Origin of the sequence: Streptomyces sp. NPDC058279, assembly GCF_042881255.1 — a bacterium.
Taxonomy (GTDB): Bacteria; Actinomycetota; Actinomycetes; order Streptomycetales; family Streptomycetaceae; genus Streptomyces.
The window spans coordinates 32,414-53,086 of the sequence record NZ_JBHVYA010000010.1 but is presented as its reverse complement, the minus strand read 5'-3'; the positions used below and the strand labels follow the sequence as shown (position 1 = coordinate 53,086).

Below are 20,673 nucleotides of genomic sequence, written 5' to 3'. Positions count from 1 at the left end.
GCCGCGCCGCCCGCGTCGTGACGTTGGTCATCCCGCGTCCGGGCTTTCCCCGCGATAACGGCATATGACGCGGGCTCCGCCCCGCGCCGCCGTTCCCCCGCCCGCACCGGCCCGCTAGGGTCGACCGCATGAGCGCACCCTCGGGGGGAGCGAAGGAACCGGAGACGATGCCCGCACCCGTACCGCGGCCGCGGGACACCCTTGTCACCCGGGTCGGCCAGGCAGTCCTGCCCGCCGACCCGGCCCCGGCGACCCCCGCGCCCTCCCTGACCCTCCTGGTCATCGAGGACGACCCCGCCGGCGACCTCACCGTCCCCGAGATCCTGCACGCCGACGGCCACCGCATCCGGCTCCGCACCGCCCGCAACCTCACCGAGGCGGCCCGGCTGCTCACCCCCGACGTGCAGTGCGTGCTGCTCGACCTCTCCCTGCCCCACCCCGGCGGAGCCAAGGACGACCCGCTCGCCACCCTGCGCGAGGTCCTGCGGATGGCCCCGCGCCACGCCGTCCTCGTCCTCACCGCCGAGGCCGACGCCGAGCGCGCCGCCGAAGCCGTCCGCGTGGGGGCCCAGGACTTCCTCTTCCGCGACGAGCTCGACGGCCGTCTCCTCAGCCGCGCCATCCGCTACGCCGTGGAACGCAAGCGGGCCGACATCGCCCAGTACAAGCTCGCAGAATCGAAACTGCGCGCCCAGGAGAACGCCCGCCTGGAACGCGGACTGCTGCCCAACCCGCTCCTCGACGGCTCGGACCTCCGCTTCGCCGCCCGCTACCGCCCGGGCCGCAGCCGCGCCCTGCTCGGCGGGGACTTCTACGACACCGTCCGCACCCCCGACGGCACCGTGCACGCCATGATCGGCGATGTCTGCGGCCACGGCCCCGACGAGGCCGCCCTCGGCGTCGAACTGCGCATCGCCTGGCGCGCGCTCACCCTCGCCGGCCTGTGCGGCGACGACCTGCTGGCCACCCTCCAGCAGGTGCTGGAGGTGGAGCGGCCCTGCGACGAGATCTTCGCGACCCTGTGCACGGTGGACATCTCCCCCGACGGCCGCCACGCCGGTCTCTGCCTGGCAGGCCACCCGGCCCCGCTGATCGTGCGCGCGGGCGGCTCGGCGCGGCTCCTGCCGTACGAGAGCAGCGGTCCGGCGCTCGGGCTGCTGCCGAAGGCCCGCTGGCCGCGCCGGCAGGTCGAGCTGGGCGGCGCGTGGAGCCTGATGCTCTACACCGACGGCCTGATCGAGGGCCGCGTCGGCGAGGGCCGGGAGCGGCTCGGCCAGGACGGCATGATCGAGATGATCAACCGCCACCTCGACGCCGGCCTGCGCGGCGAAAACCTGCTGGAAGCCTCCGTCACCGAGGCCCGCCGGCTCAACGGCGGCGAACTGACCGACGACGTGGCCGTGGTGTTGCTCTCGCGCGAGACGGGCTGACCCCGGCCCGCGCCGAGCCGCGCCGCCCCGCGCCGCCCGGGACCCCGCAGACGCCGGCCGGGGCCCCGCGGGCCGTCGTACCCGCTAACGTCCGCCGTTGTACGGCCCGTACGGGCCGTCGCTGCTGCTGCCGCCACTGCGTCGGCCGCCGCCCGAGACCTGCTTGAGGGCCGGCCGGACGTCGACGAAGAAGACGATGGTCGCCACCAGGCCGGCGATCTCCAGGAACAGCATCCCCAGGAAGAAGTCCACGAGGACCGTGACACCGAGGATGACCAGCCAGAAGGTCTTCGTCTGCTTGTCCGCGGCCCGGTACGCGTCCTCGCGCGCGATCAACGCGAGCACGAAGGCCACGACGGCGAGCGCCAGCATGGCGAAGCCGAGCAGGGGGAGCACCCCGTTGTCGAAACCGTTCATCAACATCGCCCGACCGCCTTTTCCCGCGTCCGCCGCCTGATACCGCCCGATACCGCCTGCCTCCACGCTACTGGCAGAGCCGCCCTCACAGAGGACAACGGACCGGGCACCTTCCAGGTGCCCGGTCCGTCCTCACCTCACTCGACCTCACTCGGCCCCACTCGGCGTGGTGATCAGCTCTCGTCGGCGGTGGCGGCGGTCTTCTTCGCCGGGGCCTTGCGGGCGCCGGGCTTCCTCGCGCCGGCCCGCTCCTCGTCCGAGGAGGACGCGCCGGTCTCGGCGGCGGGGCCGCTCTGGGTCGGGACGTCCGGCTCCACGGCCGCGGCGATGTCGACGATCTCCTCGGAGACCTCGCCGCGCCAGGCCCGTACGGCCTGCTCACCGTGCTCGGCGACCTTGTCGTAGGTCTCCTTCGCCCGTACGGCGTACTCGGCGGCCACGCCCACGCCGCGCAGGGCCAGGTCCTGTGCCGTCTCGCCCAGCTTCTTGGGGTCGATCGCGCCGAGCACCTCGGCGACCTTGGCCGCGACGACCTCCTGCGCCTCCTTGGCCTTCTCCTGCACGATCTTCGCGTCGGTGTTCCGGACGGCGTCGATGCGCGCGGGGGCCTCGGCGCGCAGCTGCTCGATCAGTCCGGGCACCTTCTTCGCCTGCTGCACGGCGAGGTCGGCGGTGCCGGCGGCGAAGTAGAGGGGGGTCGGGTCGGTGAGGGTCTTCTTCAGGTCATCGGCGATGGCCATGTGCTGGTCCTCCCGGATCACAGTCGGTTCGTGCGTCAGGTTGTGTGGGGCTTTTCGTCGTCGGCACCGGCCGGCTCCGGCTCGACCTCCGAGGCGTTCTCCTTGCGGAACGACTCGTAGACCTGGAGCAGTACCTGCTTCTGCCGCTCGTTTATGGACGGGTCGGCGAGGATGACGGCCCGCGTCTCCACCTCGTCGCGATCGCGTTCGTCCAGGATTCCGGCCTGCACGTACAGCGTCTCCGCGGAGATCCGCAGCGCCTTGGCCAGTTGCTGGAGGATGTCCGCGCTCGGCTTGCGCAGTCCGCGCTCGATCTGGCTCAGGTACGGATTCGACACCCCCGCCGCGTCGGCGAGCTGGCGCAGCGAAAGCTGAGCCTGCCGCCGCTGCTCCCGGAGGTACTCGCCGAGGTTTCCGACGTTGAGCGATGCCATGGCCCCATGCTGCCCGACTCTGCTAACTATTGCAAGCAGACGCTTGCAATAGCTCCCGGTGGTACCGTCGAAGGCATGGACCCGCAAGAACTCGCCAACCTCGCGCATCTGCGTCGGGCGCGGGACCTGATCGACCGGGAGTACGCCCGCCCGCTCGATGTGCCCACGATGGCGCGCCACGCGCTGATGTCACCGGCGCACTTCTCGCGGCGGTTCCGGGCGGTCTACGGCGAGACCCCCTACAGCTACCTCATGACCCGCCGGATCGAGCGGGCGATGGCGTTGCTGCGGGCCGGTATGAGCGTCACCGACGCGTGCATGACGGTGGGCTGTACCTCGCTCGGCTCGTTCAGCTCGCGATTCACCGAGATCCTGGGCGAGACCCCCAGCGCGTACCGCGGCCGGGAGCACCACGCGGTGACGGCCATGCCCGCCTGCGTGGCCAAGGTGTACACGCGGCCGACCCGGGAAACGCCGAGCAGGATCGAAGAAGCGGGCCCCGCGACCGCCGCCTAGCGTGGACGGCATGAACATCTCCCTCCAGTACTGCCACATCACCGTCAACGACGTGGACGAGGCGCTCGGCTTCTACCGCGACGCCCTCGGCCTCGAAGTCCGCAACGACGTCGCCTCCGGCGACCACCGCTGGGTCACCCTCGGCAGCCCCGCGCAGCCCGGCCTGGAAATCGTCATCTCCGAGCCGCACGCGGGCCGCTCCCAGACCGACGGCGACGCGCTCCAGGAGCTGCTGACCAAGGGCGTGCTGCCGATGGTCGTCTTCCGCAGCGACGACCTCGACGCGACGTTCGAGAAGGTGCGTGCCTCGGGTGCCGAGGTGCTCCAGGAGCCCATCGAGCAGCCGTGGGGACCGCGCGACTGCGCGTTCCGTGACCCCTCGGGGAACCTCGTACGCATCAACCAGGCCCCGGCAGCGGCGTAGCCGGACACCTGCCTACCGCCTGCTAACCGGCGGTCGCCGGCGCGGTGCCGATCAGCACCGTCGCGTGGAACTCGTCCGAGGTGACCGCGCGCACCGCGAGGCCGCCCGAGGTCAGGGCCGACGCCGTCAGCGGGGACTGGCGGGCGCTCGTCTCGATCAGCAGCCGACCGCCCGGGGCCAGCCAGCGGGCGGCCTGCGCCGCCACCCGGCGGTGGACGGCCACCCCGTCCGGGCCGCCGTCCAGCGTGGCCGTGGGCTCGTGGTCGCGGGCCTCCGCCGGCAGGAAGGCGATTTCGTCGGTCGGCACGTACGGGGCGTTGACCACGAGTACGTCCACCCGCCCCCGCAACGAGTCGGGCAGGGCCGCGTACAGGTCGCCCCGGTGGACCCGGCCCCCGTACGGCGCCACGTTGCGCCGCGCGTACACCAGCGCACCCTCGTCGATGTCCGCCGCGTGCAGCTCCACCCCCGGCACCCGCGAGGCCACGGCCGCCCCCAGCGCGCCCACCCCGCAACACAGGTCCACGACGACGGCCCCCGGACCGGTCCGCGCCGCCGCCTGCCCCGCCAGGAACTCGCTGCGCCGGCGCGGCACGAAGACCCCCGCGCCCACCTCCATGCGCAGCCCGCAGAACTCCGCCCAGCCGACGACCGTCTCCAGTGGTTCGCCGGCCACCCGGCGCGCCAGCAGCTGCGCGAGGTGCCCCTCGTCCCGGGCGGCCCGCGTCAGCAGCTCCGCCTCCTCCTCCGCGAAGACGCAGCCGGCCGCGCGCAGGCGTTCCACCAGTGTCGCCACGTGTCCCACGCTTCCTACGTCTCCCACGTCTCCCACGTAATCCCGTCCTCGGTGTCCACCCCGCCGGAGCGACGATACGGGCGCCGCCGGCGTGTCGTGCGCCGTGCGGTCGGTCAGAAGATGTCCGGGCACCAGGGCCGGCGGGCCGTGCGGAACACCGTGTCCGCCAGGGCCACCGCCCCCGGCCGCTCCTCCGTGACCAGGCCGAGCGCCGCCAGCCGGACCGCCGACTCGTCGCCGAGGTACAGCGAGCCCAGCGCGGAGACGTCCAGCCGCAGATCGGCCGGCTCCCGCGTGCGGACGCACTCCCCCGTGCCCGCGTCCAACCGGTAGCGCCCCTCGGCCGGGCCCGCCGGGTCCGTCACCTCCAGTACCAGGACGCCCGGTACGGCGTACGTCCGCGCGCCCAGCGCCCGTTCCACGTCCAGCACCCGCACCCACAGGGAGTCGGCGGCGGTCACGAGGCGGGCGGCGCGCGGGTCCGGCAGGAGCCGCGGGAGCAGGTCGTCCGGGGCGCGGTAGCCGGTGCGCACCTTCTGCACCCAGTCGATGGAGCACAGGAAGTGCCACAGCGCCCGCTCCGCGGCCGGGGTCACCGCGATCAGGTCCCGCACCCGCACGGTGTTCTGCGGGGTCTTCGCGTCCGTCCATCGGTCGTCGGCGCCGTAGGCCACCAGACCCTCCACCTCACCCTCCGCCGTGCGGTACACGGCGAAGAACTTCGGCATGTACGGGTCGACCGAGATCGACTCCAGGCCGGTGCGCAGGTTCCACCAGCGCTCGCCCCGGTCGACCGCGCCGTGCGTCGTCGCGCGCAGCCGCTCGTGCAACGGGGGCCCCACGCGCCGCACTTCGGCGGCGTCCACGAACTCGACCCGGCCGCCGTCGGCGGGTGCGGCCCGGTGCGGGTCCAGTCCGCTGCGCGGTACGTCGATCTCCCACTCCGAGACGCAGGCGGCGGGGCCGAACCCGAAGCGCCCGTAGATCGGGAACTCCGCCGCGATCAGGGTCGCGACGGTGTCGCCCCGGTCCCGGGCGGCCGTCAGCTCGGCGGCCATCATCCGGGTCAACAGGCCCTGCCGGCGGTGCGTGGGCAGCACGGTGACGTTCGTGACGGCACTGGCCGGCACGGCCGCCCCGCCGGGCACCGTCAGCCGCTGGGCGAACGAGCGGAAGGTGGCCACGCAGCGGCCGGTGCCGGTGTCGAAACCGCCCTGGGTGCGGGCCAGGTCGCCGTTCTTGGCGCGCTGCGCGACATCCGAGTCGGTCACCGGGGCGGCCAACAGGAAGCCGGTCTGCACGGTCTGGAGCCATTCCCGGAGTTCGGCTTCGGCTATCGGCCGGATGTCAGCGCTCATGGCCGCCACGCTAATCGGCCGGCCGGCCGAGGTCGCCTGATTTTCCGCACGGCCCGCCGCGCACGGACGCGGCCCGTGCACGCGGCCCGCCGCGCTACGCCAGCAGGTCGTCGACCTGCGCCTCGCCTTCCCGGTAGCGCCGGGTGATCTCGGCGATGGAGTCGTCCGCCATGCGCTGCAACTGCTGTCTGCGCCGCGAGACCTGCTGCTCGTAGCGGATCAACCGGGCCATCGCCTCGTGCAGCTCGGCGTCCGTGCGCGCACCGAGGTCCGACAGCTCCACGTCCGACAGCATCTCGGCCGCCAGCAGCCGCGACTCCTCGCTCTGCGGGGTGCCGAGCGTGACGTGCCGGGCGGAGGCGCTGCGGCTGGACGGGGCGTCCGCGAGGATCTCCGAGAGCCGGTCCACCACCGGCGACTCGGGATCCGTACGCCGGGCCAGCTCGGCGCGCAGGATGTCGATACGGCCGTGCAGGAGTCTGCGCACATAGCTCAGGTCGGCTTCGTCGCGCTGCGCGTCGCGGCGCAGGGCGCGCAGCTCCGGCAGCCCGAGCGCGGCGGCCGGGATGGTCGGTCCCGGGTCGTCGCCGTTGCGCTGGGCGGGCGGCCGGCCCGCCGACGGCGCGGGTGCCGCGGGTACAGGTACGGAGGTACCAGAGGTGTTCATGCGTTCGTGTCCGTCCCCTCGACCGGTGCTGGGGGCACCGCCTTCCAGCATCGTGCCACTGACCGCCGTGCCGACGCAGTCCCACGCCACCCGATCGGCCCCGGACGGGTGCACGCCTGGTACACAGGTGGTATGCGAGCAGTGGTGCAGAGGGTGGACGGCGCGAGCGTCGTGGTGGCCGGCGAGACCGTCGGGGAGATCGTCGGCGAGGGCTTGTGCGTCCTGGTGGGAGTGACGCACGACGACACGCCGGAGAAGGCGGCGCTGCTGGCGCGCAAGCTCTGGTCGGTGCGGATCCTGGAGGCGGAGAAGTCGTGCAGCGACGTGAACGCGCCGCTGCTGGTGATCTCCCAGTTCACGCTCTACGGGGACGCGCGCAAGGGCCGGCGCCCCACCTGGAACGCGGCCGCGCCCGGCCCGGTGGCCGAGCCGCTGGTCGACGAGGTGGTGGCCCAACTGCGGGCGCTGGGCGCGACGGTGGAGACGGGCCGGTTCGGGGCGGACATGCGCGTCTCGCTCACCAACCACGGCCCGTTCACCATCGTCATCGACATCTAGACCCGGCAGGACCGGGCGCCTACGGCGCGACGACGACCTCCTGCGCGGCGGCCGTCGTACCGACCAGCAGCGGCGCGTCCACCGGAACGTTCCGCTTGACCAGGGCCAGCGCGATCGGCCCCAGCTCGTGGTGGCGGACCGCGGTGGTCACGAAGCCGAGCTGACGGCCCTCCTCCCCGTCCGACGCGAGCCGTACGGGCGTCCCGTGCGCCGGGAGCAGCACCTCGGAACCGTCCAGGTGCAGGAAGACCAGGCGGCGCGGAGGCTTCCCCAGGTTGTGGACGCGGGCCACCGTCTCCTGGCCCCGGTAGCAACCCTTCTGGAGGTGCACGGCGCTGCCGATCCAGCCCAGCTCGTGCGGGATCGTGCGGTGGTCGGTCTCCTGGCCGAGCCGGGGCCGGTGCGCCTCCACGCGCAGCGCCTCGTACGCGAGCAACCCGGCGGCCGGACCGTGCGATGCGGCGAACCCCTCCAGCTCACCGCGGGGCAGGAACACGTCCCGGCCGTGCGCGGTCTCGCGCACGGCGAGCTCCTTGGGCACCTCGGCGATGGAACCGGCCGGCAGGTACACGACCGCGAAGTCCTCCGTCCGGTCGGCGACCTCGACCCGGTAGAAGAACTTCATCGACTCCAGGTAGCCGACCAGCGCCTCCTGCGTGCCGGGCTCGACGTGCGCCCACACCGTCTCGCCGTCGTCGACGAGATACAGGGCGTGCTCGATGTGCCCGTTGGCGGAGAGGATCAGCGCCTCGGTGGCCTGTCCGGGCGGCAGGTCGGTGACGTGCTGGGTGAGCAGCAGGTGCAGCCAGCTCAACCGGTCCGGCCCGGTGACGGTGACGACCCCGCGGTGGGAGAGATCGACGAACCCCCGGCCGTCCGCGAGGGCGCGCTGTTCGCCGTACAGCTCTCCGTAGTGGGCGGCGACGCCCTCGTCGCGGCCTTCGGCCGGTACGGCGCCGGGGAGATGGAGCAAGGGGCTGCTGGTCATGGCACCAAGCGTACGGCCCCCTCAGGCGGAGCCGGAGCGGCGCTTGGCAGCGCAATCGGCGCACAGCCCGAAGATCGCGAAGTGCTTCATGTCGGTCTCGAAACCGAAGGTGGTGCGCAGCTTCTCGGTGAACTCGGCGGCGATGTCCACATCGGCCTCGATCACCTCGGTGCAGTCGCGGCAGACCAGGTGGATGTGGTGGTGCCGGTCCGCGAGGTGGTACGTGGGGGCGCCGTGCCCGAGGTGGGCGTGGGAGACCAGACCGAGCTCTTCGAGCAGCTCCAGCGTGCGGTACACGGTGGAGATGTTGACCCCGGAGGCGGTCTTGCGGACCTGGGCGAGGATCTCGTCCGGGCTGGCGTGCTCCAGGGCGTCGACCGCCTCCAGCACGAGCTGGCGCTGCGGTGTCAGCCGGTAGCCGCGCCGGCGCAGGTCGCTCTTCCAGTCGGCGCCTTCGACACCTTCGGTGCCTCCGGTGCTTCCGGTGCTTTCCGTACGTCGGGCGCTGTCGGTGCTGTCGGTGCTCACCACCCGGTCAGTGTAAGCGCGCGAGGGGACCGCGGGCTCGGCCCGCGGTCCCCTTCTCGCGCAGTCCGCGGAGGTCCGCTCATCCGCGGAGGTCCGCTCAACGGAAGAACGCGATGCCGTCGTCCGGCATGTCCGGGAGGTTGCGTGCCATCTCGGCGACCTCCTCGGGCGTGACGACCTTCTTGAGCTGGGCCGACATGTACGGGCGGAGCTCGATCTCGGGGGTGGTCTTCTCGCCGACCCACATCAGGTCGCCCTTGACGTACCCGTAGAGCCGCTTGCCGCCGCTGTGCGGGCGGGACCCGGCGGTGCGCGCGACGGCGTCGGTGACCAGGTCGATCTGCGGCTTCTTGTCGGCGAGGTCGCCGTACCAGATCTCGACGACGCCCTGGTCGCGGACCATGACGATCTCCACCTTGCGGTCCGCGTCGATGCGCCAGTAACCGCTCTCGGTCTCCAGCGGCCGCACCTTGTTGCCCTCGGCGTCGAGCACCCAGGTACGCGAGCGGTACTCCAGGAAGTCCCGGCCGTCGTGGCTGAAGACGACTTCCTGGCCGAAGTTGCACTTCTCTTCACCGGGGTAGTCGAAGACGCCCGCGCCCTCCCAGGTACCGAGGAGGAAGGCGAGGGGGACGAGGCCCGGGTTCAGGTCGGACGGGATCTGGATCATGGGTGGCTGCTCAGACGATCTGTGTGAGGGGTTCCGGGGGCCGGGGCGGGCGGTGGCCGATCGGGACGATCAGCGCTGGCCCTGGTACAGCTTCTTCACGGCGAGGCCGGTGAAGGCGAGGACGCCGACGCAGACCAGGATCAGCAGGGAGGTGAAGACTGCCTCAAGCACGGGGTGCTCCTCGGAGTTTTGTGGGCGGTACGGGGCCGGTCCCCAAGCCTACTGGCCCGGGGACCGGCGCACTGTGTGAGGTAGCCCGTACCGTGCTCAGCCGAGCAGCTGGCGCTGTAGGACCAGCGTCTGATGGAAGGGGACCATGGCCGCGCCGCCCTTGCGGGACTGGATGATCACGGCCTGCACGTCGCCCGCCTGGAGGCAGCCGAGCCGGGTCTGTGCCTCGCCGAAGGGCTTGGGCTCCTCGTACAGCGCGACATCGGTGCCGCTGATGACCGCGCTGGTGTCGGCATCGACGCCGACCTCCATCCATTCCGGGTCGGCGGACAGCGAGGCCGCGCCGGCCAGCCGGACGTCCGGCTTACAGCCCTGGAAGCTGTCCACGAATCCCGAGGAGTGGAAACGCAGCAGGTAGATACGGGTCCGGGTGCCGTCGGGCATGATCCACGACCGGCCGGTGATCTTGCGGAGGCCGTCCCACTCAAGGGACTCCTTCAGCTTCGGCCGGGCGTCGGCCGGGTACTCCTCCAGGAACGCGTCGGACGGGACCACCGCGTCCTTGTCCGCCTTGAACGCGGTGTCGGGCCGGGCACCAACGGGGGCCGCGAGCATCAGGGCGCTCAGGTCCGCGTAGTGCGTCGCGCCCTTGTTGTCCGCGCCTGCCGGGAGGGGGGCGCCCGGCGGCGGCGTGGGCCTGGCCTGCGCCGGGTACGTCCAGCGGCCGTCGGCTCGGGTGGACAGACCCGGGAGGTCGGTCCGCTGCTGCTGCGTGATCCCGTACGCGGTGCCCGCGCCCGCCGCCGCGAAGACGACCACGGCGGCGGCCCAGCGCAGGACGGCGAACAGCTTGCGGCGGTCCCTCGGCACGACCGCGACCGACTCGACGGGCGGCTCGACCGGCGGGACGTTGCCGGTGCCGGTGCCGGTGGTCAGTTGCCCGGTCACGCGGACTCCCCGGGGGTCTTGAGACGGGTCAGTTGCTTCTCGAACAGGTCGACGGCCTGGTTCACCGCGATCGCCGCCCCGTACGTCCGGAAGGTCACCAAAACGTCCCCTTCGGCGGCCACACAGTCGAGGGAGTCGAGCTTCTCCTTCTTCTCTATGTCGTCCGGCCGGTCGCCGACGACGTTCGACAGGACGCACTTGGCCTGCGGGAAGCCGTCCACGACGGGCGCCTGACGCTTGTTTCCGGTCCGCTCGCCGAGCTTCTCCAGGACGGCGAGCACCTTCTTGTCGACCTCGGCAAGGGAGGCGACGGCCTGGGAGTCGGCCTGCATCAGCTCGATCTCGCTGACCGACCGCTCCGGGAAGGTGGTGAAGCTGCGCCCGGCCACCCCCTTGAGCTTCAGACCGGCCAGTGCCTTGTCCCGTCCGGCGCGTTCCTCTTCGGAAAGGCCGGAGCGGGAGTTCTTGAACGTCTGGAGCGCGCGTTCGCCCGGCACGTAGAAGTCGTTGCCCTCGCCGTCCAGGTCCGGTCCGGGCTGGTCGCCGGCGTCCATCGGCAGCAGCTTGGCCGCGAGCGCGGTGGGCGGCACCGTCGGAACCGGCTTCGGTTCGAGGTCCGAACGGACTCCGGCCGGACGCCAATACCGCGTCGGGGAGGTGCGGTCGGCCTCGTCCAGCCGGGCCGACGCCAGGAAGCCGCCGCCCGCGAGGACCGCGAGTCCCAGACCGGCGGCGATCAAGACGACGGTCTTGCGGTTCGTCGTGCGCGCGGGCCCGGCGGCGGACGGTCCCTCAGCCGGCTCCGCTTCGGTCGCGGCCTCGGTGGTCTGCTCGCTCACAGCCGCTCCAACTGTCGCTTGGCGAGAGCGTTGATCTCGCCCTCGGAGAGATCGGCCCGCTCGTTCACGATCTTGACGTCCATGACGATGTCACCCCGTCGGACGACTGCTTCGCCAAAACGCAGGGGAAGGTAGCCGGGCTTCTCCTTGACCTTGGAGAGCCAGCCGTGGCCGAAGTCGGCGGGGACTCCGGGCAGGGCATAGCCGCTGTTGCCCGCGTAGTCGTCGTCGGGCATGAAGCCCGAAAAGTCACTGGCATACCTCTGCGCACCGGAACGCTCCCGGAACTGGATCAGCCGGATGTCGATGACGTCGTTGCCCTCGTGCCAGCTCACATGGGCGGCCCGACGCACTCTGCCGTCGATCAGCGAGGGAAAGCCGCCGGCGGGCCTTTCGAAACTGTCCGTCGCGAACTCGTCCGGCGACTCGTACCCCGACTCCGCGTCCCGCGCACCCGCCGGGGCGTCCAGGAGCTTCTGCGCCAGGTCCTCGTCCGCCTTGTCCCACCGGTTCGCGTTGATCGTCCGCTGGGTGGTCGCGTCGTTCGCCGCGATCGGGGCCGGCATCTTCAGGTCCTGCCGGGCCAGCGGCGGCAGCGGCGTGGGCGGGCGTCCGTACTGGACGGCGTAGCCGGTCACCGTGCCGGCGACGACTCCCAGGACGAGGGCGCCCGCGACGAGCAGCGCGGCGCGCCACCCCGCCCGTATCCGGGACGCGGGCAGGGGCTGTTCTTGTTCCAAGAGTGGTCCCCCCACGGGACGTGAGGCGGCGGGTCCGATACCGGCGCACAGACGGGAGACAGCCTGCGTCAGGACCTGGTTGTACGCACCCTTATTACATTTTGATACCGGGAGGTTCTACTCTTCGCGCCGGTCCTCGCGGCGGTCCTGCGGGCGCCGCTTCCCGTCCAGTTCGTCCCACCACTCATCGGACTTGGGGTCGCCCGAGGGGTCGTCCCACCAGCGGTCCTCCGGTCCGCGCCGGTTCGCGGTCATCGCGGCGACCGGCGGGATGACCATGGCGACCACGCACAGCGCGACGGCGGCCTCCACCGACCACAGGCGCACGAACGCCCAGGCGGAGACGAAGAGGAACAGACATCCGCCCATCATCAGGAAATAGACGCGGCGCCGCTTGGCGTACATACCTCCAGAGTAGGGCGGTCCGGCAAAGGCGCGAAGGGCCGCGCCGAGCCCGGACGGCGCGAAGGGCCGCACCCCGTTCCAGTGGCGTCCAACCCCCTGGGGTGCGGCCCTCCGGCCGGTCATACGTGGAGCGGCGGTCAGACCGCGATCGCCACGTCCGTCACTCCGCCGGCCTCGGCGACCACGACGGCACGGTCCGCCTGGGCACCCGGGACGAGCGCCCGCAGCGTCCAGGAGCCGGTGGCGGCGTAGAAGCGGAACTGGCCGGTGGCCGAGGTCGGGACCTCGGCGGTGAACTCGCCGGTCGAGTCCAGCAGCCGGACGTAACCGCTGACGGGCTCGCCGTCCTTGGTCACCTGGCCCTGGATGGCGGTCTCACCGGGCTTGAGCGTGGCGAGGTCGGGCCCGCCGATCTGTGCTCCACACATGTTTCTCTGTCCTGTCCTAGAGAGAGCTGGTACCGCGTACGGGGCGACGCGTGCCGCTGGTTACTTGTTCGCGCCGAGCTCGATCGGCACGCCGACCAGCGAGCCGTACTCGGTCCACGAGCCGTCGTAGTTCTTGACGTTCTCCTGGCCCAGGAGCTCGTGCAGCACGAACCAGGTGAGCGCGGAACGCTCACCGATGCGGCAGTAGGCGATGGTGTCCTTGGCCAGGTCGACCTGCTCGGCCTCGTAGAGGGCGGTCAGCTCTTCGTCGGACTTGAAGGTGCCGTCGTCGTTGGCGTTCTTCGACCAGGGGATGTTGCGGGCGCTCGGCACGTGGCCGGGGCGCTGCGACTGCTCCTGCGGGAGGTGCGCCGGGGCGAGCAGCTTGCCGGAGAACTCGTCGGGCGAGCGGACGTCGACCAGGTTCTGGTTGCCGATCGCGGCCACGACGTCGTCGCGGAACGCGCGGATCGAGGCGTCCTGGGGCTTGGCCTTGTACTGGGTGGCCGGGCGGTTCGGGACGTCCTTGCCGTCGACCAGGTCGCGGGAGTCGAGCTCCCACTTCTTGCGGCCGCCGTCGAGCAGGCGGACGTCCTGGTGGCCGTAGAGCTTGAAGTACCAGTAGGCGTAGGACGCGAACCAGTTGTTGTTGCCGCCGTAGAGGACGACCGTGTCGTCGTTGGAGATGCCCTTGGCGGAGAGCAGCTTCTCGAAGCCCTCCTGGTCCACGAAGTCACGGCGGACCGGGTCCTGGAGGTCGCTCTTCCAGTCGATCCGGACGGCGTTGGTGATGTGGTTCTTGTCGTAGGCGGACGTGTCCTCGTCCACCTCGACGATGACGACGTTGGCGTCGTTCAGGTGGGCCTCGACCCAGTCGGCGTCAACGAGGACGTCGCTGCGGCTCATGGTTTCTCCTCCGGGGCAGTGTGCGGCGGGACGGTGCTGGTGCTGCTGCGGGGTGGTACTCGTGCGCGGCGCTCCGGACGGCGGCCGGCGGTGCCCTGCGCGGGGAGGCGTCAGGGGGCGGCGGGGCGGGTCGCGGGGGCGGTCGCGCGGGGAAGGCCGTCGACGGCCGGTGGAGCGGAAGGGCTCACACCGCTAGATGGAGCGACAGAGCATGGCGGCGACGCGACACAGGTCTACTGCCCGCCGCTTCGTGAGGTCCGCCTGCTGATGCTTCATAGGTAGGGATCGTAGGGACGAATCGGCCGCCCTGTCACCGGTGTGTCATATGGCGAGACAGGATCGTCCGAATGGCGGGACGAGAAGAGCCCCGGAGGCCGTCCCACGGCCTCCGGGGCTCCTTCCGGCGGTCCGCCCATCTGCGGATCGGACCTGCCCGTCTCACGATCCGGCCAGCACCACGTCCGTGCCCGTCAGCGAGAGGTGTACGCCCGCCTCGTCCGAGGTCAGCGCGGAGAGCTGAAGCCCGGCCGGCAGGCCCCCGTCGACGGAGCGGTCGAAGTCGGTCTGCTTCCGCACGAGCCGCTCCAGGCCGGGGATGCCCTCGCCCGGCACCTCGTCGGCGCGCACCCGGACGATCTTCCCCTTGCCGGAGGGGGCGTCCGCGAGGGTGACGGTGGACACGACGCTGCGCGTCAGGGTCTTGCCCAGGATCTCCACCCTGGCGGTGACCTTCACCTTCCCCGGCTGCCCGCCGTAGGCGACGGTGACGCCGGTCTGCGACGCCTCGGTGAGGTCCGCGTACGAGACGAACGCGGTGCCCTCGGCGCGCCGGGCCGTGCCGCCGCTGTAGTCCCCGTTCAACTCCACCCCGTGGAAGGACGCGTCGAGCCGGGTCAGCCGGGTCTTGCGGCCGTCGGCGGTGGCCTCGACCCCCTTGAGCGTCAGGTCCACCTGGTCGAGGTCGTGGCTGAGCGCCTGGGTCAGGAAGGGGAATCCGTGGATGTCCACCTCGGCGGTGCCCGCGAGCCCCTGCCGGGCCTGTATGCGCTCGGCGAGCCGGTTCTCGGCATAGCCGACCGCCCAGCGGTCGACGCCCACGAAGAGCCCTCCCAGGATCACTGCGATGATGACGACGACGCGTAGAAAACGCACGTGCCCCTCCCCCTACTGATCGGTACGTGCGCTCTAGTTGACCATGTCCGGACATGTGGCCGCCGTCAGCACGCCGGTCAGCCGACCACCCGGCCCATCAGGTAGACCGCCGGCGCGGCGGCCGCGAGCGGCAGCGCGACACCGGCCGTCATGTGGACGAACTTCGACGGGTAGTCGTACGCGGCCACCCGCAGCCCGACCAGCGCGCACACGCCGGCCGCCAGCCCGACCAGTGCCCCGCCTGCCCCGAGACCGTTCAGCGAACCCACCGCGATGCCCGCGCCGGCCGCGGCGGCCAACGAGACGGCGACGGAAGCCGGGGTCGGGAGCGGCAGCGCGCGGGCGAAGACGGCCACCGCCACGGCGGTCGCGCCGACGCCGACGGCGGACGAGTCGGCGGCCAGGAACCCGGCGCAGACGATGGCGAGGGCGGCCGAGGCCACCGACGCCATCAGGCCGTACATCCGCTCGTCGGGGTCGGCGTGGCTGCGCAGTTGGAGCACCAGCGTGAGCAGCACCCAGGCGCCGAGGGTGCCGATGATCGCGCCGGGGCCGTACACCTCGTCCACCGCGAGCACCGCCGCGTCGGCGACGACGGCTCCGGCGAAGGCGAGGGCGATGCCCTGGCGGGCGGGCCACATGCCGTTGAGGCGGAACCAGCCGGCCGCGGTGAGCCCTTGGAGGGCGATCAGCGGCACGAGCAGTGCGAGGTCCCCGAGCGCGGCGGCGCCGGCCAGCAGCAGCCCCAGGGCGGCGGTCAGCAGCGCCGACTGCGGACCGGGGTCGATGATCGGCGACCGGCCCTCGGCGCGGGCCTGGGCGGGGTCGACTGCGCGCAGGGTGTTCCCGGCCACGGTCGGCGGCGAGTACTCGGGCTCCTCCTGCTCCCCGACGGGCTGCGGCAGTCCGCGCGGGGCGGCGTGCGACCGCGGGGCGGCGTGCGAGCGCGGCGCGGCATGCGCGCCGGTCGGCGGGGCCATGCCGTCCGTGATCGGCGGCAGATACGCCGTGGCCGCGGCGGCGTCGTCCGCGTGCGACCGCGGGGCGGCGTGCGAGCGCGGCGCGGCATGCGCGCCGGTCGGCGGGGCCATGCCGTCCGTGATCGGCGGCAGGTACGCGGTCGCGGCGGCGTCCGCGGGTGAAGGCGCGGCCGCCTGGGGCGGGAGGTAGGCCGTCGAGTCGGCCCAGTTCCCGCCGGGAGCGGGGTCGGGGTACGCGGGGGCCGGGGACGCCGGGGCCTCCTCGCGGAACCAGCCCTGCGGGGCCATGTCCTCCCGTACCGGCGGCAGGTACGCGGTCTCCGCCTGCCACTCCGGCGCGGGCGCCGGCCGCGGGGCCTCCTCGCGGAACCAGCCCTCGGGCGCCGCCGGCTGCTGCGGCTGGGGCTGCGCCTGCGGCTGCTGCGGGGCCTGCTCCCGGTAGGGCGGCAGGTACGCGGTCTCCGCGACCCAGTCGGAGGCGGGCGCCTGGGCCGGGGAGACGTCCCGGAACCACCCCTCGGGCGCCACCGGCTGCTGCCCCTGATCGGGCACCCCGCCCAGCGGCGGAGCGGGCGGCTGCGGAACCTGCTGCACCGGCACCGGCACCGGCTGGTAGCCGGTCTCCCAGGTCTCGGACTGCCAGGTCTGGGTCCCGTACGGGTCCTGCGGGGCGCCCTGCGGCTGCTGTTGTTCGTCGGAGTTGGTCATCGGCTCCCGCTCACCCGCCCGCGAACGGCGGGAGCACCTCGACGGTGCCCCCTTCCGTCAGCAGGACGGCATCGTGCGGGCGCTTGCCCACAGGCTCGTCGTTCACGAGGAAGGAGCAGCGCAGCAGGACCCGGGTCAGTTCACCCGGGTGGCGTTCCCGCACGGCGTCGAGCGCCTCGGCCAGCGTGCGCGCCGAGTACGGCTCCTCCGCCGTCTCGGCGGCGGCCTTGGCCGCCGCCCAGTAGCGGATGGTTCCGGTTGCCACTGCTGCTCCCATCGTCGGCTCTCTACCGTCGGCCTCCATGATGACGCCTCCCACCGGATGCCCGGCGTGGCGGGAACCACAGAAGAGGGATCTGATGAGACCTCGGCCGCGAAAGGGGCCGTGGGCTATCCTGGCGGTGCAGAGGATCCGGGCAACGTAGCCCCCGGGTCCTTTTGTGCTTTCAGCACGTTGAACGGACCGAGAACAGGTGCCGTCCGGGCCTCAGGGCGCGGGGACCGGGCGGGCGCCACACGAAGTCGTACGAAGCAGTGCCGCGAAAGTCCTCGACGGGACCGAGGAGGAACCGAGTGATGGACCAGCGAACCGTGCACGCGCACAGGGGCGTGCACGACCACCCGACCCGGGCAGGTGGTCGGGCATGAGCTCGCTCCTGCTCCTCACCAACGCCCTGCAGCCGTCCACCGAGGTGCTGCCGGCACTCGGACTGTTGCTCCACAACGTCCGGGTCGCCCCCGCGGAGGGCCCGGCCCTCGTGGACACGCCCGGCGCCGACGTGATCCTCGTCGACGGCCGCCGCGACCTGCCGCAGGTGCGGTCGCTGTGCCAACTGCTGCGCTCCACCGGGCCCGGCTGTCCGCTGATCCTCGTCGTCACCGAGGGCGGCCTCGCGGCCGTCACCGCCGACTGGGGCATCGACGACGTCCTCCTCGACACCGCCGGGCCGGCCGAGGTCGAGGCGCGGCTGCGGCTGGCCACCGGCCGTCAGCAGCTCGGCTCGGACGACTCCCCGATGGAGATCCGCAACGGTGACCTGTCGGTCGACGAGGCCACGTACTCCGCGAAGCTGAAGGGCCGGGTCCTGGACCTCACCTTCAAGGAGTTCGAACTGCTGAAGTACCTCGCCCAGCACCCGGGCCGGGTCTTCACCCGCGCGCAGCTCCTCCAGGAGGTGTGGGGCTACGACTACTTCGGCGGCACCCGGACGGTGGACGTCCACGTACGGCGGCTGCGCGCCAAGCTCGGCCCCGAACACGAGTCGCTGATCGGTACGGTGCGCAACGTCGGCTACCGCTTCGTCACGCCGGAGAAGGTGGAACGGGCGGCGGCGGAAGCGGCGGCCCAGGCCGCCGCGGCCCTGCCCCGGATGGAGGAAGCCCCGGTGACGGTCCGGTCGGCAGGACGCCCTGCCCAGAGGTAGGTCACCCCGCGTAGACTGCCGCGCGTGGCCAAGGTGACGCGGGATGACGTGGCGCGACTTGCGGGTACCTCTACCGCCGTCGTGAGCTACGTCATCAATAACGGACCCAGGCCGGTTGCCCCGGCCACGCGCGAGCGTGTACTCGCCGCGATCAAGGACCTGGGCTACCGGCCCGACCGGGTGGCCCAGGCGATGGCCTCGCGGCGCACCGACCTCATAGGCATGATCGTGCCCGACGCGCGACAGCCGTTCTTCGCGGAGATGGCGCACGCGGTCGAACAGGCCGCCGCCGAGCGCGGGAAGATGGTGCTGGTCGGCAACTCGGACTACCGCGACGAGCGCGAGGTCCACTACCTGCGGGCCTTCCTCGGCATGCGGGTGTCCGGGCTGATCCTGGTCAGCCAGGGCATGAGCGAGCGCGCGGCCTCGGAGATCGAGGCGTGGGACGCCCGGATCGTGCTGCTGCACGAGCGGCCCGAGGCGATCGACGACGTCGCGGTCATCACGGACGACATCGGCGGCGCGCAGCTCGCGACGCGGCACCTGCTGGAGCACGGGCACCCGTACGTCGCCTGTATCGGCGGCGTCGAGAACACCCCGTCGGTCGGCGACCCGGTCGCGGACCACGTCGAGGGGTGGCGCCGGGCGATGCTGGAGGCCGGGCGGTCGGTGGAGGGCCGGCTGTTCGAGGCCCCGTACAACCGCTACGACGCGTATACGGTCGCCCTGGAGGTCCTGTCGGGCCCCGACCGGCCGCCGGCGATCTTCTGCGCGACGGACGACCAGGCGATCGGTGTGCTGCGGGCGGCGCGGGAGCTGCGGATCGACGTGCCGGGGGAGCTGGCGGTGGCCGGCTTCGACGACGTCAAGGAAGCCGCCCTGACGGATCCGCCGCTGACGACGATCGCCTCGGACCGCCCGGCGATGGCCCGCGCGGCGGTGGACCTCGTCCTGGACGACGCCCTCCGCGTGGCCGGCTCGCGCCGGGAGCGGCTGAAGCAGTTCCCGTCGGCCCTGGTCATCCGCCGCTCCTGCGGCTGCCGCCCGCCTTCCTGACGCGCCCCTGCCGCCTTCCGGCTGCCGGCCGGTGGGTGGCCCTGCGGGGCTGTCCCCTACCCGCCCTTCCACCGTTCCCCGGGGCCCAAGAGCCGACACGGGCCAGCCCGCGCCGGCGTTTGAGGCGCAGGGCGCAGGGCGGAGCCCCGGGGCGCCGCACCCGCCCACCGGGCCCGGCCCAATCCAGCCCCGCCGGCGATTGAGGCGCGCGGGCCGCCCCGGGCCCCGGCAACGGCGGCGGGCTCCGCGGAGCGACCGGCCTTATATCGGGCATACACGGTTCTGTCGGGCTTCTCAGCCGGGACTCAGATTGCTCTCATGATCGCGGGACACAGTGCAGACATGACCGACAGCTTCCGCCGCGAAGGCGAGTACCACGAGTACCCCCCGCCCCCCGCGTACCCCCCGGCGGCAGCCCCCGCGCCGCCCAGGGCGCGGCGGCCCGTCGCACTGGTCGCCGCCGTGGCGATCGCCGCGGCCCTCATCGGCGGCGGGACCGCCGCCGCCGTCGAGGAGCTGCTCGTACAGCACGGCGCCGGCGCCGGCGGCATCTCCGGCACCAACGTCTCGCAGTCCAGCTCCGGCACGATCGCCGGCGTCGCCGAACAGGTCAGCCCCTCCGTCGTCCGGATCGACACCAGCACCGGCTCCGGCCAGGGCACCGGCTCCGGCATCGTCCTCAGCGCCGACGGCGAGATCGTCACCAACAACCACGTCGTCAGCGGCGCCACCCGGATCCAGGTGACGACGAGCGACGGCAAGAAGTACACCGCCAAGACCCTCGGCACCGATTCCGCCAAGGACCTGGCCCTCATCAAGCTCCAGGGCGCCTCCGGCCTCAAGGCCGCGAAGCTCGGCAACTCCGACAACCTCCGCGTCGGCGACCAGGTCGTCGCCATCGGCTCCCCCGACCGTCTCACCGGCACCGTCACCAGCGGTATCGTCTCGGCGCTGAACCGCGACGTGAGCGTCCCGAAGTCCGAGGAGCAGCAGACCCCGCAGCGCCGCCAGGGCGGCGGAGGCTGGCCCTTCTCCTACGACGGTCAGCAGTTCAACGGTGGCACCGGCAAGAACACCACCTCGTACAAGGCCATCCAGACCGACGCCTCCCTCAACCCGGGCAACTCCGGCGGGGCCCTCGTCAACATGAACGGCGAGATCGTCGGAATGCCCTCGGCGATCTACTCCCCCTCGGCGGACAGTTCCGGCGCCGGCAGCGTCGGCCTCGGCTTCGCCATCCCGGTCAACACGATCAAGGGCGAGCTGTCCGCGCTCCGCCAGGGCGGCACCGGCACCGACAACGGAACCGGCAACGGCAACAGCGACGGCACCGGTGACGGCGGCGACGACAGCGGCCTGAACTCCTTCTGACGCCCCTGGCCCGAGGGGG

General features: G+C 72.4%; 26 protein-coding genes. 7 read left to right on the top strand and 19 right to left on the bottom strand.

The window, feature by feature from the left end:
- The first annotated feature begins 128 nt into the window (after positions 1 to 128).
- Positions 129 to 1,430: a PP2C family protein-serine/threonine phosphatase gene (locus tag ACFVXJ_RS20160; RefSeq protein WP_389663350.1), complete on the top strand. Its 1,302-nt coding sequence runs from the start codon at positions 129 to 131 to the stop codon at positions 1,428 to 1,430.
- 84 nt (positions 1,431 to 1,514) lie between these two features.
- Here the strand turns inward: ACFVXJ_RS20160 and ACFVXJ_RS20155 are convergent, their stop codons facing one another.
- The 3 genes from ACFVXJ_RS20155 to ACFVXJ_RS20145 all read right to left on the bottom strand — a co-directional run bounded on the left by ACFVXJ_RS20155 (position 1,515) and on the right by ACFVXJ_RS20145 (position 3,021).
- Positions 1,515 to 1,853 (bottom strand): DUF2516 family protein, encoded by a 339-nt coding sequence (locus ACFVXJ_RS20155; RefSeq protein ID WP_361314479.1) that lies wholly within the window; start codon positions 1,851 to 1,853, stop codon positions 1,515 to 1,517.
- Between the two features lie 167 nt (positions 1,854 to 2,020).
- Positions 2,021 to 2,587 carry a hypothetical protein gene (locus tag ACFVXJ_RS20150; protein ID WP_389663348.1) on the bottom strand — a complete coding sequence of 189 codons (567 nt, stop codon included), beginning with the start codon at positions 2,585 to 2,587 and terminating at the stop codon, positions 2,021 to 2,023.
- A gap of 35 nt (positions 2,588 to 2,622) precedes the next feature.
- On the bottom strand, positions 2,623 to 3,021 hold the full coding sequence (locus ACFVXJ_RS20145) for a helix-turn-helix domain-containing protein (RefSeq protein WP_389663346.1): 399 nt from the start codon (positions 3,019 to 3,021) through the stop codon (positions 2,623 to 2,625).
- Between the two features lie 75 nt (positions 3,022 to 3,096).
- Between ACFVXJ_RS20145 and ACFVXJ_RS20140 the strand changes: the two genes are divergently transcribed.
- Both ACFVXJ_RS20140 and ACFVXJ_RS20135 read left to right on the top strand, forming a co-directional pair.
- Positions 3,097 to 3,537, top strand: a complete 441-nt coding sequence (locus tag ACFVXJ_RS20140) for a helix-turn-helix transcriptional regulator (RefSeq protein WP_389663344.1) — start codon at positions 3,097 to 3,099, stop codon at positions 3,535 to 3,537.
- A gap of 10 nt (positions 3,538 to 3,547) precedes the next feature.
- The gene (locus ACFVXJ_RS20135; RefSeq protein ID WP_361314470.1) at positions 3,548 to 3,961 is read left to right on the top strand and encodes a VOC family protein; all 414 of its coding nucleotides are present in this window, start codon (positions 3,548 to 3,550) and stop codon (positions 3,959 to 3,961) included.
- 22 nt (positions 3,962 to 3,983) lie between these two features.
- Here ACFVXJ_RS20135 and ACFVXJ_RS20130 read toward each other — a convergent pair whose 3' ends face one another.
- The 3 genes from ACFVXJ_RS20130 to ACFVXJ_RS20120 form a co-directional block, all read right to left on the bottom strand.
- Positions 3,984 to 4,757: a putative protein N(5)-glutamine methyltransferase gene (locus ACFVXJ_RS20130; protein WP_389663342.1), complete on the bottom strand. Its 774-nt coding sequence runs from the start codon at positions 4,755 to 4,757 to the stop codon at positions 3,984 to 3,986.
- 113 nt (positions 4,758 to 4,870) lie between these two features.
- A complete protein-coding gene (locus tag ACFVXJ_RS20125) occupies positions 4,871 to 6,115 on the bottom strand; it encodes a GNAT family N-acetyltransferase (protein ID WP_389663340.1) in 1,245 nt (414 codons plus the stop codon).
- Between the two features lie 94 nt (positions 6,116 to 6,209).
- Entirely contained in the window at positions 6,210 to 6,782 is a 573-nt protein-coding gene (locus ACFVXJ_RS20120) for an AmfC protein (RefSeq protein WP_389663339.1), read from the bottom strand.
- A gap of 132 nt (positions 6,783 to 6,914) precedes the next feature.
- On the opposite strand from ACFVXJ_RS20120, the gene dtd reads away from it, so the two are divergent.
- On the top strand, positions 6,915 to 7,340 hold the full coding sequence (gene dtd, locus ACFVXJ_RS20115) for a D-aminoacyl-tRNA deacylase (RefSeq protein WP_136213713.1): 426 nt from the start codon (positions 6,915 to 6,917) through the stop codon (positions 7,338 to 7,340).
- A gap of 19 nt (positions 7,341 to 7,359) precedes the next feature.
- On the opposite strand, the gene ACFVXJ_RS20110 is transcribed toward dtd, so the two are convergent.
- From ACFVXJ_RS20110 to ACFVXJ_RS20050, 13 genes are all read right to left on the bottom strand, one after another.
- A complete protein-coding gene (locus tag ACFVXJ_RS20110) occupies positions 7,360 to 8,328 on the bottom strand; it encodes a YgfZ/GcvT domain-containing protein (RefSeq protein ID WP_389663337.1) in 969 nt (322 codons plus the stop codon).
- A 21-nt stretch (positions 8,329 to 8,349) separates the two neighbouring features.
- A complete protein-coding gene (locus tag ACFVXJ_RS20105; RefSeq protein WP_389663609.1) occupies positions 8,350 to 8,760 on the bottom strand; it encodes a Fur family transcriptional regulator in 411 nt (136 codons plus the stop codon).
- A gap of 193 nt (positions 8,761 to 8,953) precedes the next feature.
- Positions 8,954 to 9,526: an FABP family protein gene (locus ACFVXJ_RS20100; protein ID WP_389663335.1), complete on the bottom strand. Its 573-nt coding sequence runs from the start codon at positions 9,524 to 9,526 to the stop codon at positions 8,954 to 8,956.
- Between the two features lie 267 nt (positions 9,527 to 9,793).
- On the bottom strand, positions 9,794 to 10,645 hold the full coding sequence (locus ACFVXJ_RS20095) for a hypothetical protein (RefSeq protein ID WP_389663333.1): 852 nt from the start codon (positions 10,643 to 10,645) through the stop codon (positions 9,794 to 9,796).
- Entirely contained in the window at positions 10,642 to 11,484 is an 843-nt protein-coding gene (locus ACFVXJ_RS20090) for a hypothetical protein (RefSeq protein WP_389663332.1), read from the bottom strand. The genes ACFVXJ_RS20095 and ACFVXJ_RS20090 overlap by 4 nt, the downstream gene beginning before the upstream one ends.
- Positions 11,481 to 12,224, bottom strand: a complete 744-nt coding sequence (locus tag ACFVXJ_RS20085) for a hypothetical protein (RefSeq protein WP_389663330.1) — start codon at positions 12,222 to 12,224, stop codon at positions 11,481 to 11,483. Before ACFVXJ_RS20085 ends, ACFVXJ_RS20090 begins: the two co-directional genes overlap by 4 nt.
- Positions 12,225 to 12,341: 117 nt before the next feature.
- Positions 12,342 to 12,629, bottom strand: a complete 288-nt coding sequence (locus ACFVXJ_RS20080; RefSeq protein ID WP_389663328.1) for a DUF3099 domain-containing protein — start codon at positions 12,627 to 12,629, stop codon at positions 12,342 to 12,344.
- A 137-nt stretch (positions 12,630 to 12,766) separates the two neighbouring features.
- Positions 12,767 to 13,057: a DUF1416 domain-containing protein gene (locus ACFVXJ_RS20075; protein WP_030030422.1), complete on the bottom strand. Its 291-nt coding sequence runs from the start codon at positions 13,055 to 13,057 to the stop codon at positions 12,767 to 12,769.
- A 60-nt stretch (positions 13,058 to 13,117) separates the two neighbouring features.
- Entirely contained in the window at positions 13,118 to 13,963 is an 846-nt protein-coding gene (locus ACFVXJ_RS20070; RefSeq protein ID WP_389663326.1) for a sulfurtransferase, read from the bottom strand.
- Between the two features lie 192 nt (positions 13,964 to 14,155).
- The gene (locus tag ACFVXJ_RS20065; protein ID WP_359921537.1) at positions 14,156 to 14,239 is read right to left on the bottom strand and encodes a putative leader peptide; all 84 of its coding nucleotides are present in this window, start codon (positions 14,237 to 14,239) and stop codon (positions 14,156 to 14,158) included.
- A 162-nt stretch (positions 14,240 to 14,401) separates the two neighbouring features.
- Positions 14,402 to 15,115, bottom strand: a complete 714-nt coding sequence (locus ACFVXJ_RS20060; protein WP_389663324.1) for a DUF2993 domain-containing protein — start codon at positions 15,113 to 15,115, stop codon at positions 14,402 to 14,404.
- Between the two features lie 77 nt (positions 15,116 to 15,192).
- Positions 15,193 to 16,803 (bottom strand): hypothetical protein, encoded by a 1,611-nt coding sequence (locus ACFVXJ_RS20055; RefSeq protein WP_389663322.1) that lies wholly within the window; start codon positions 16,801 to 16,803, stop codon positions 15,193 to 15,195.
- Between the two features lie 10 nt (positions 16,804 to 16,813).
- Complete coding sequence (locus ACFVXJ_RS20050; protein ID WP_190187233.1) at positions 16,814 to 17,068, bottom strand: MoaD/ThiS family protein; 255 nt, start codon at positions 17,066 to 17,068, stop codon at positions 16,814 to 16,816.
- A gap of 379 nt (positions 17,069 to 17,447) precedes the next feature.
- Here ACFVXJ_RS20050 and ACFVXJ_RS20045 point away from each other — a divergent pair, with 379 nt between their 5' ends.
- The 3 genes from ACFVXJ_RS20045 to ACFVXJ_RS20035 all read left to right on the top strand — a co-directional run bounded on the left by ACFVXJ_RS20045 (position 17,448) and on the right by ACFVXJ_RS20035 (position 20,654).
- Positions 17,448 to 18,227 (top strand): response regulator transcription factor, encoded by a 780-nt coding sequence (locus tag ACFVXJ_RS20045; RefSeq protein ID WP_389663320.1) that lies wholly within the window; start codon positions 17,448 to 17,450, stop codon positions 18,225 to 18,227.
- Between the two features lie 24 nt (positions 18,228 to 18,251).
- Positions 18,252 to 19,283: a LacI family DNA-binding transcriptional regulator gene (locus tag ACFVXJ_RS20040; RefSeq protein WP_389663318.1), complete on the top strand. Its 1,032-nt coding sequence runs from the start codon at positions 18,252 to 18,254 to the stop codon at positions 19,281 to 19,283.
- A gap of 342 nt (positions 19,284 to 19,625) precedes the next feature.
- Positions 19,626 to 20,654 (top strand): S1C family serine protease, encoded by a 1,029-nt coding sequence (locus tag ACFVXJ_RS20035; RefSeq protein WP_389663316.1) that lies wholly within the window; start codon positions 19,626 to 19,628, stop codon positions 20,652 to 20,654.
- Positions 20,655 to 20,673: the final 19 nt, after the last annotated feature.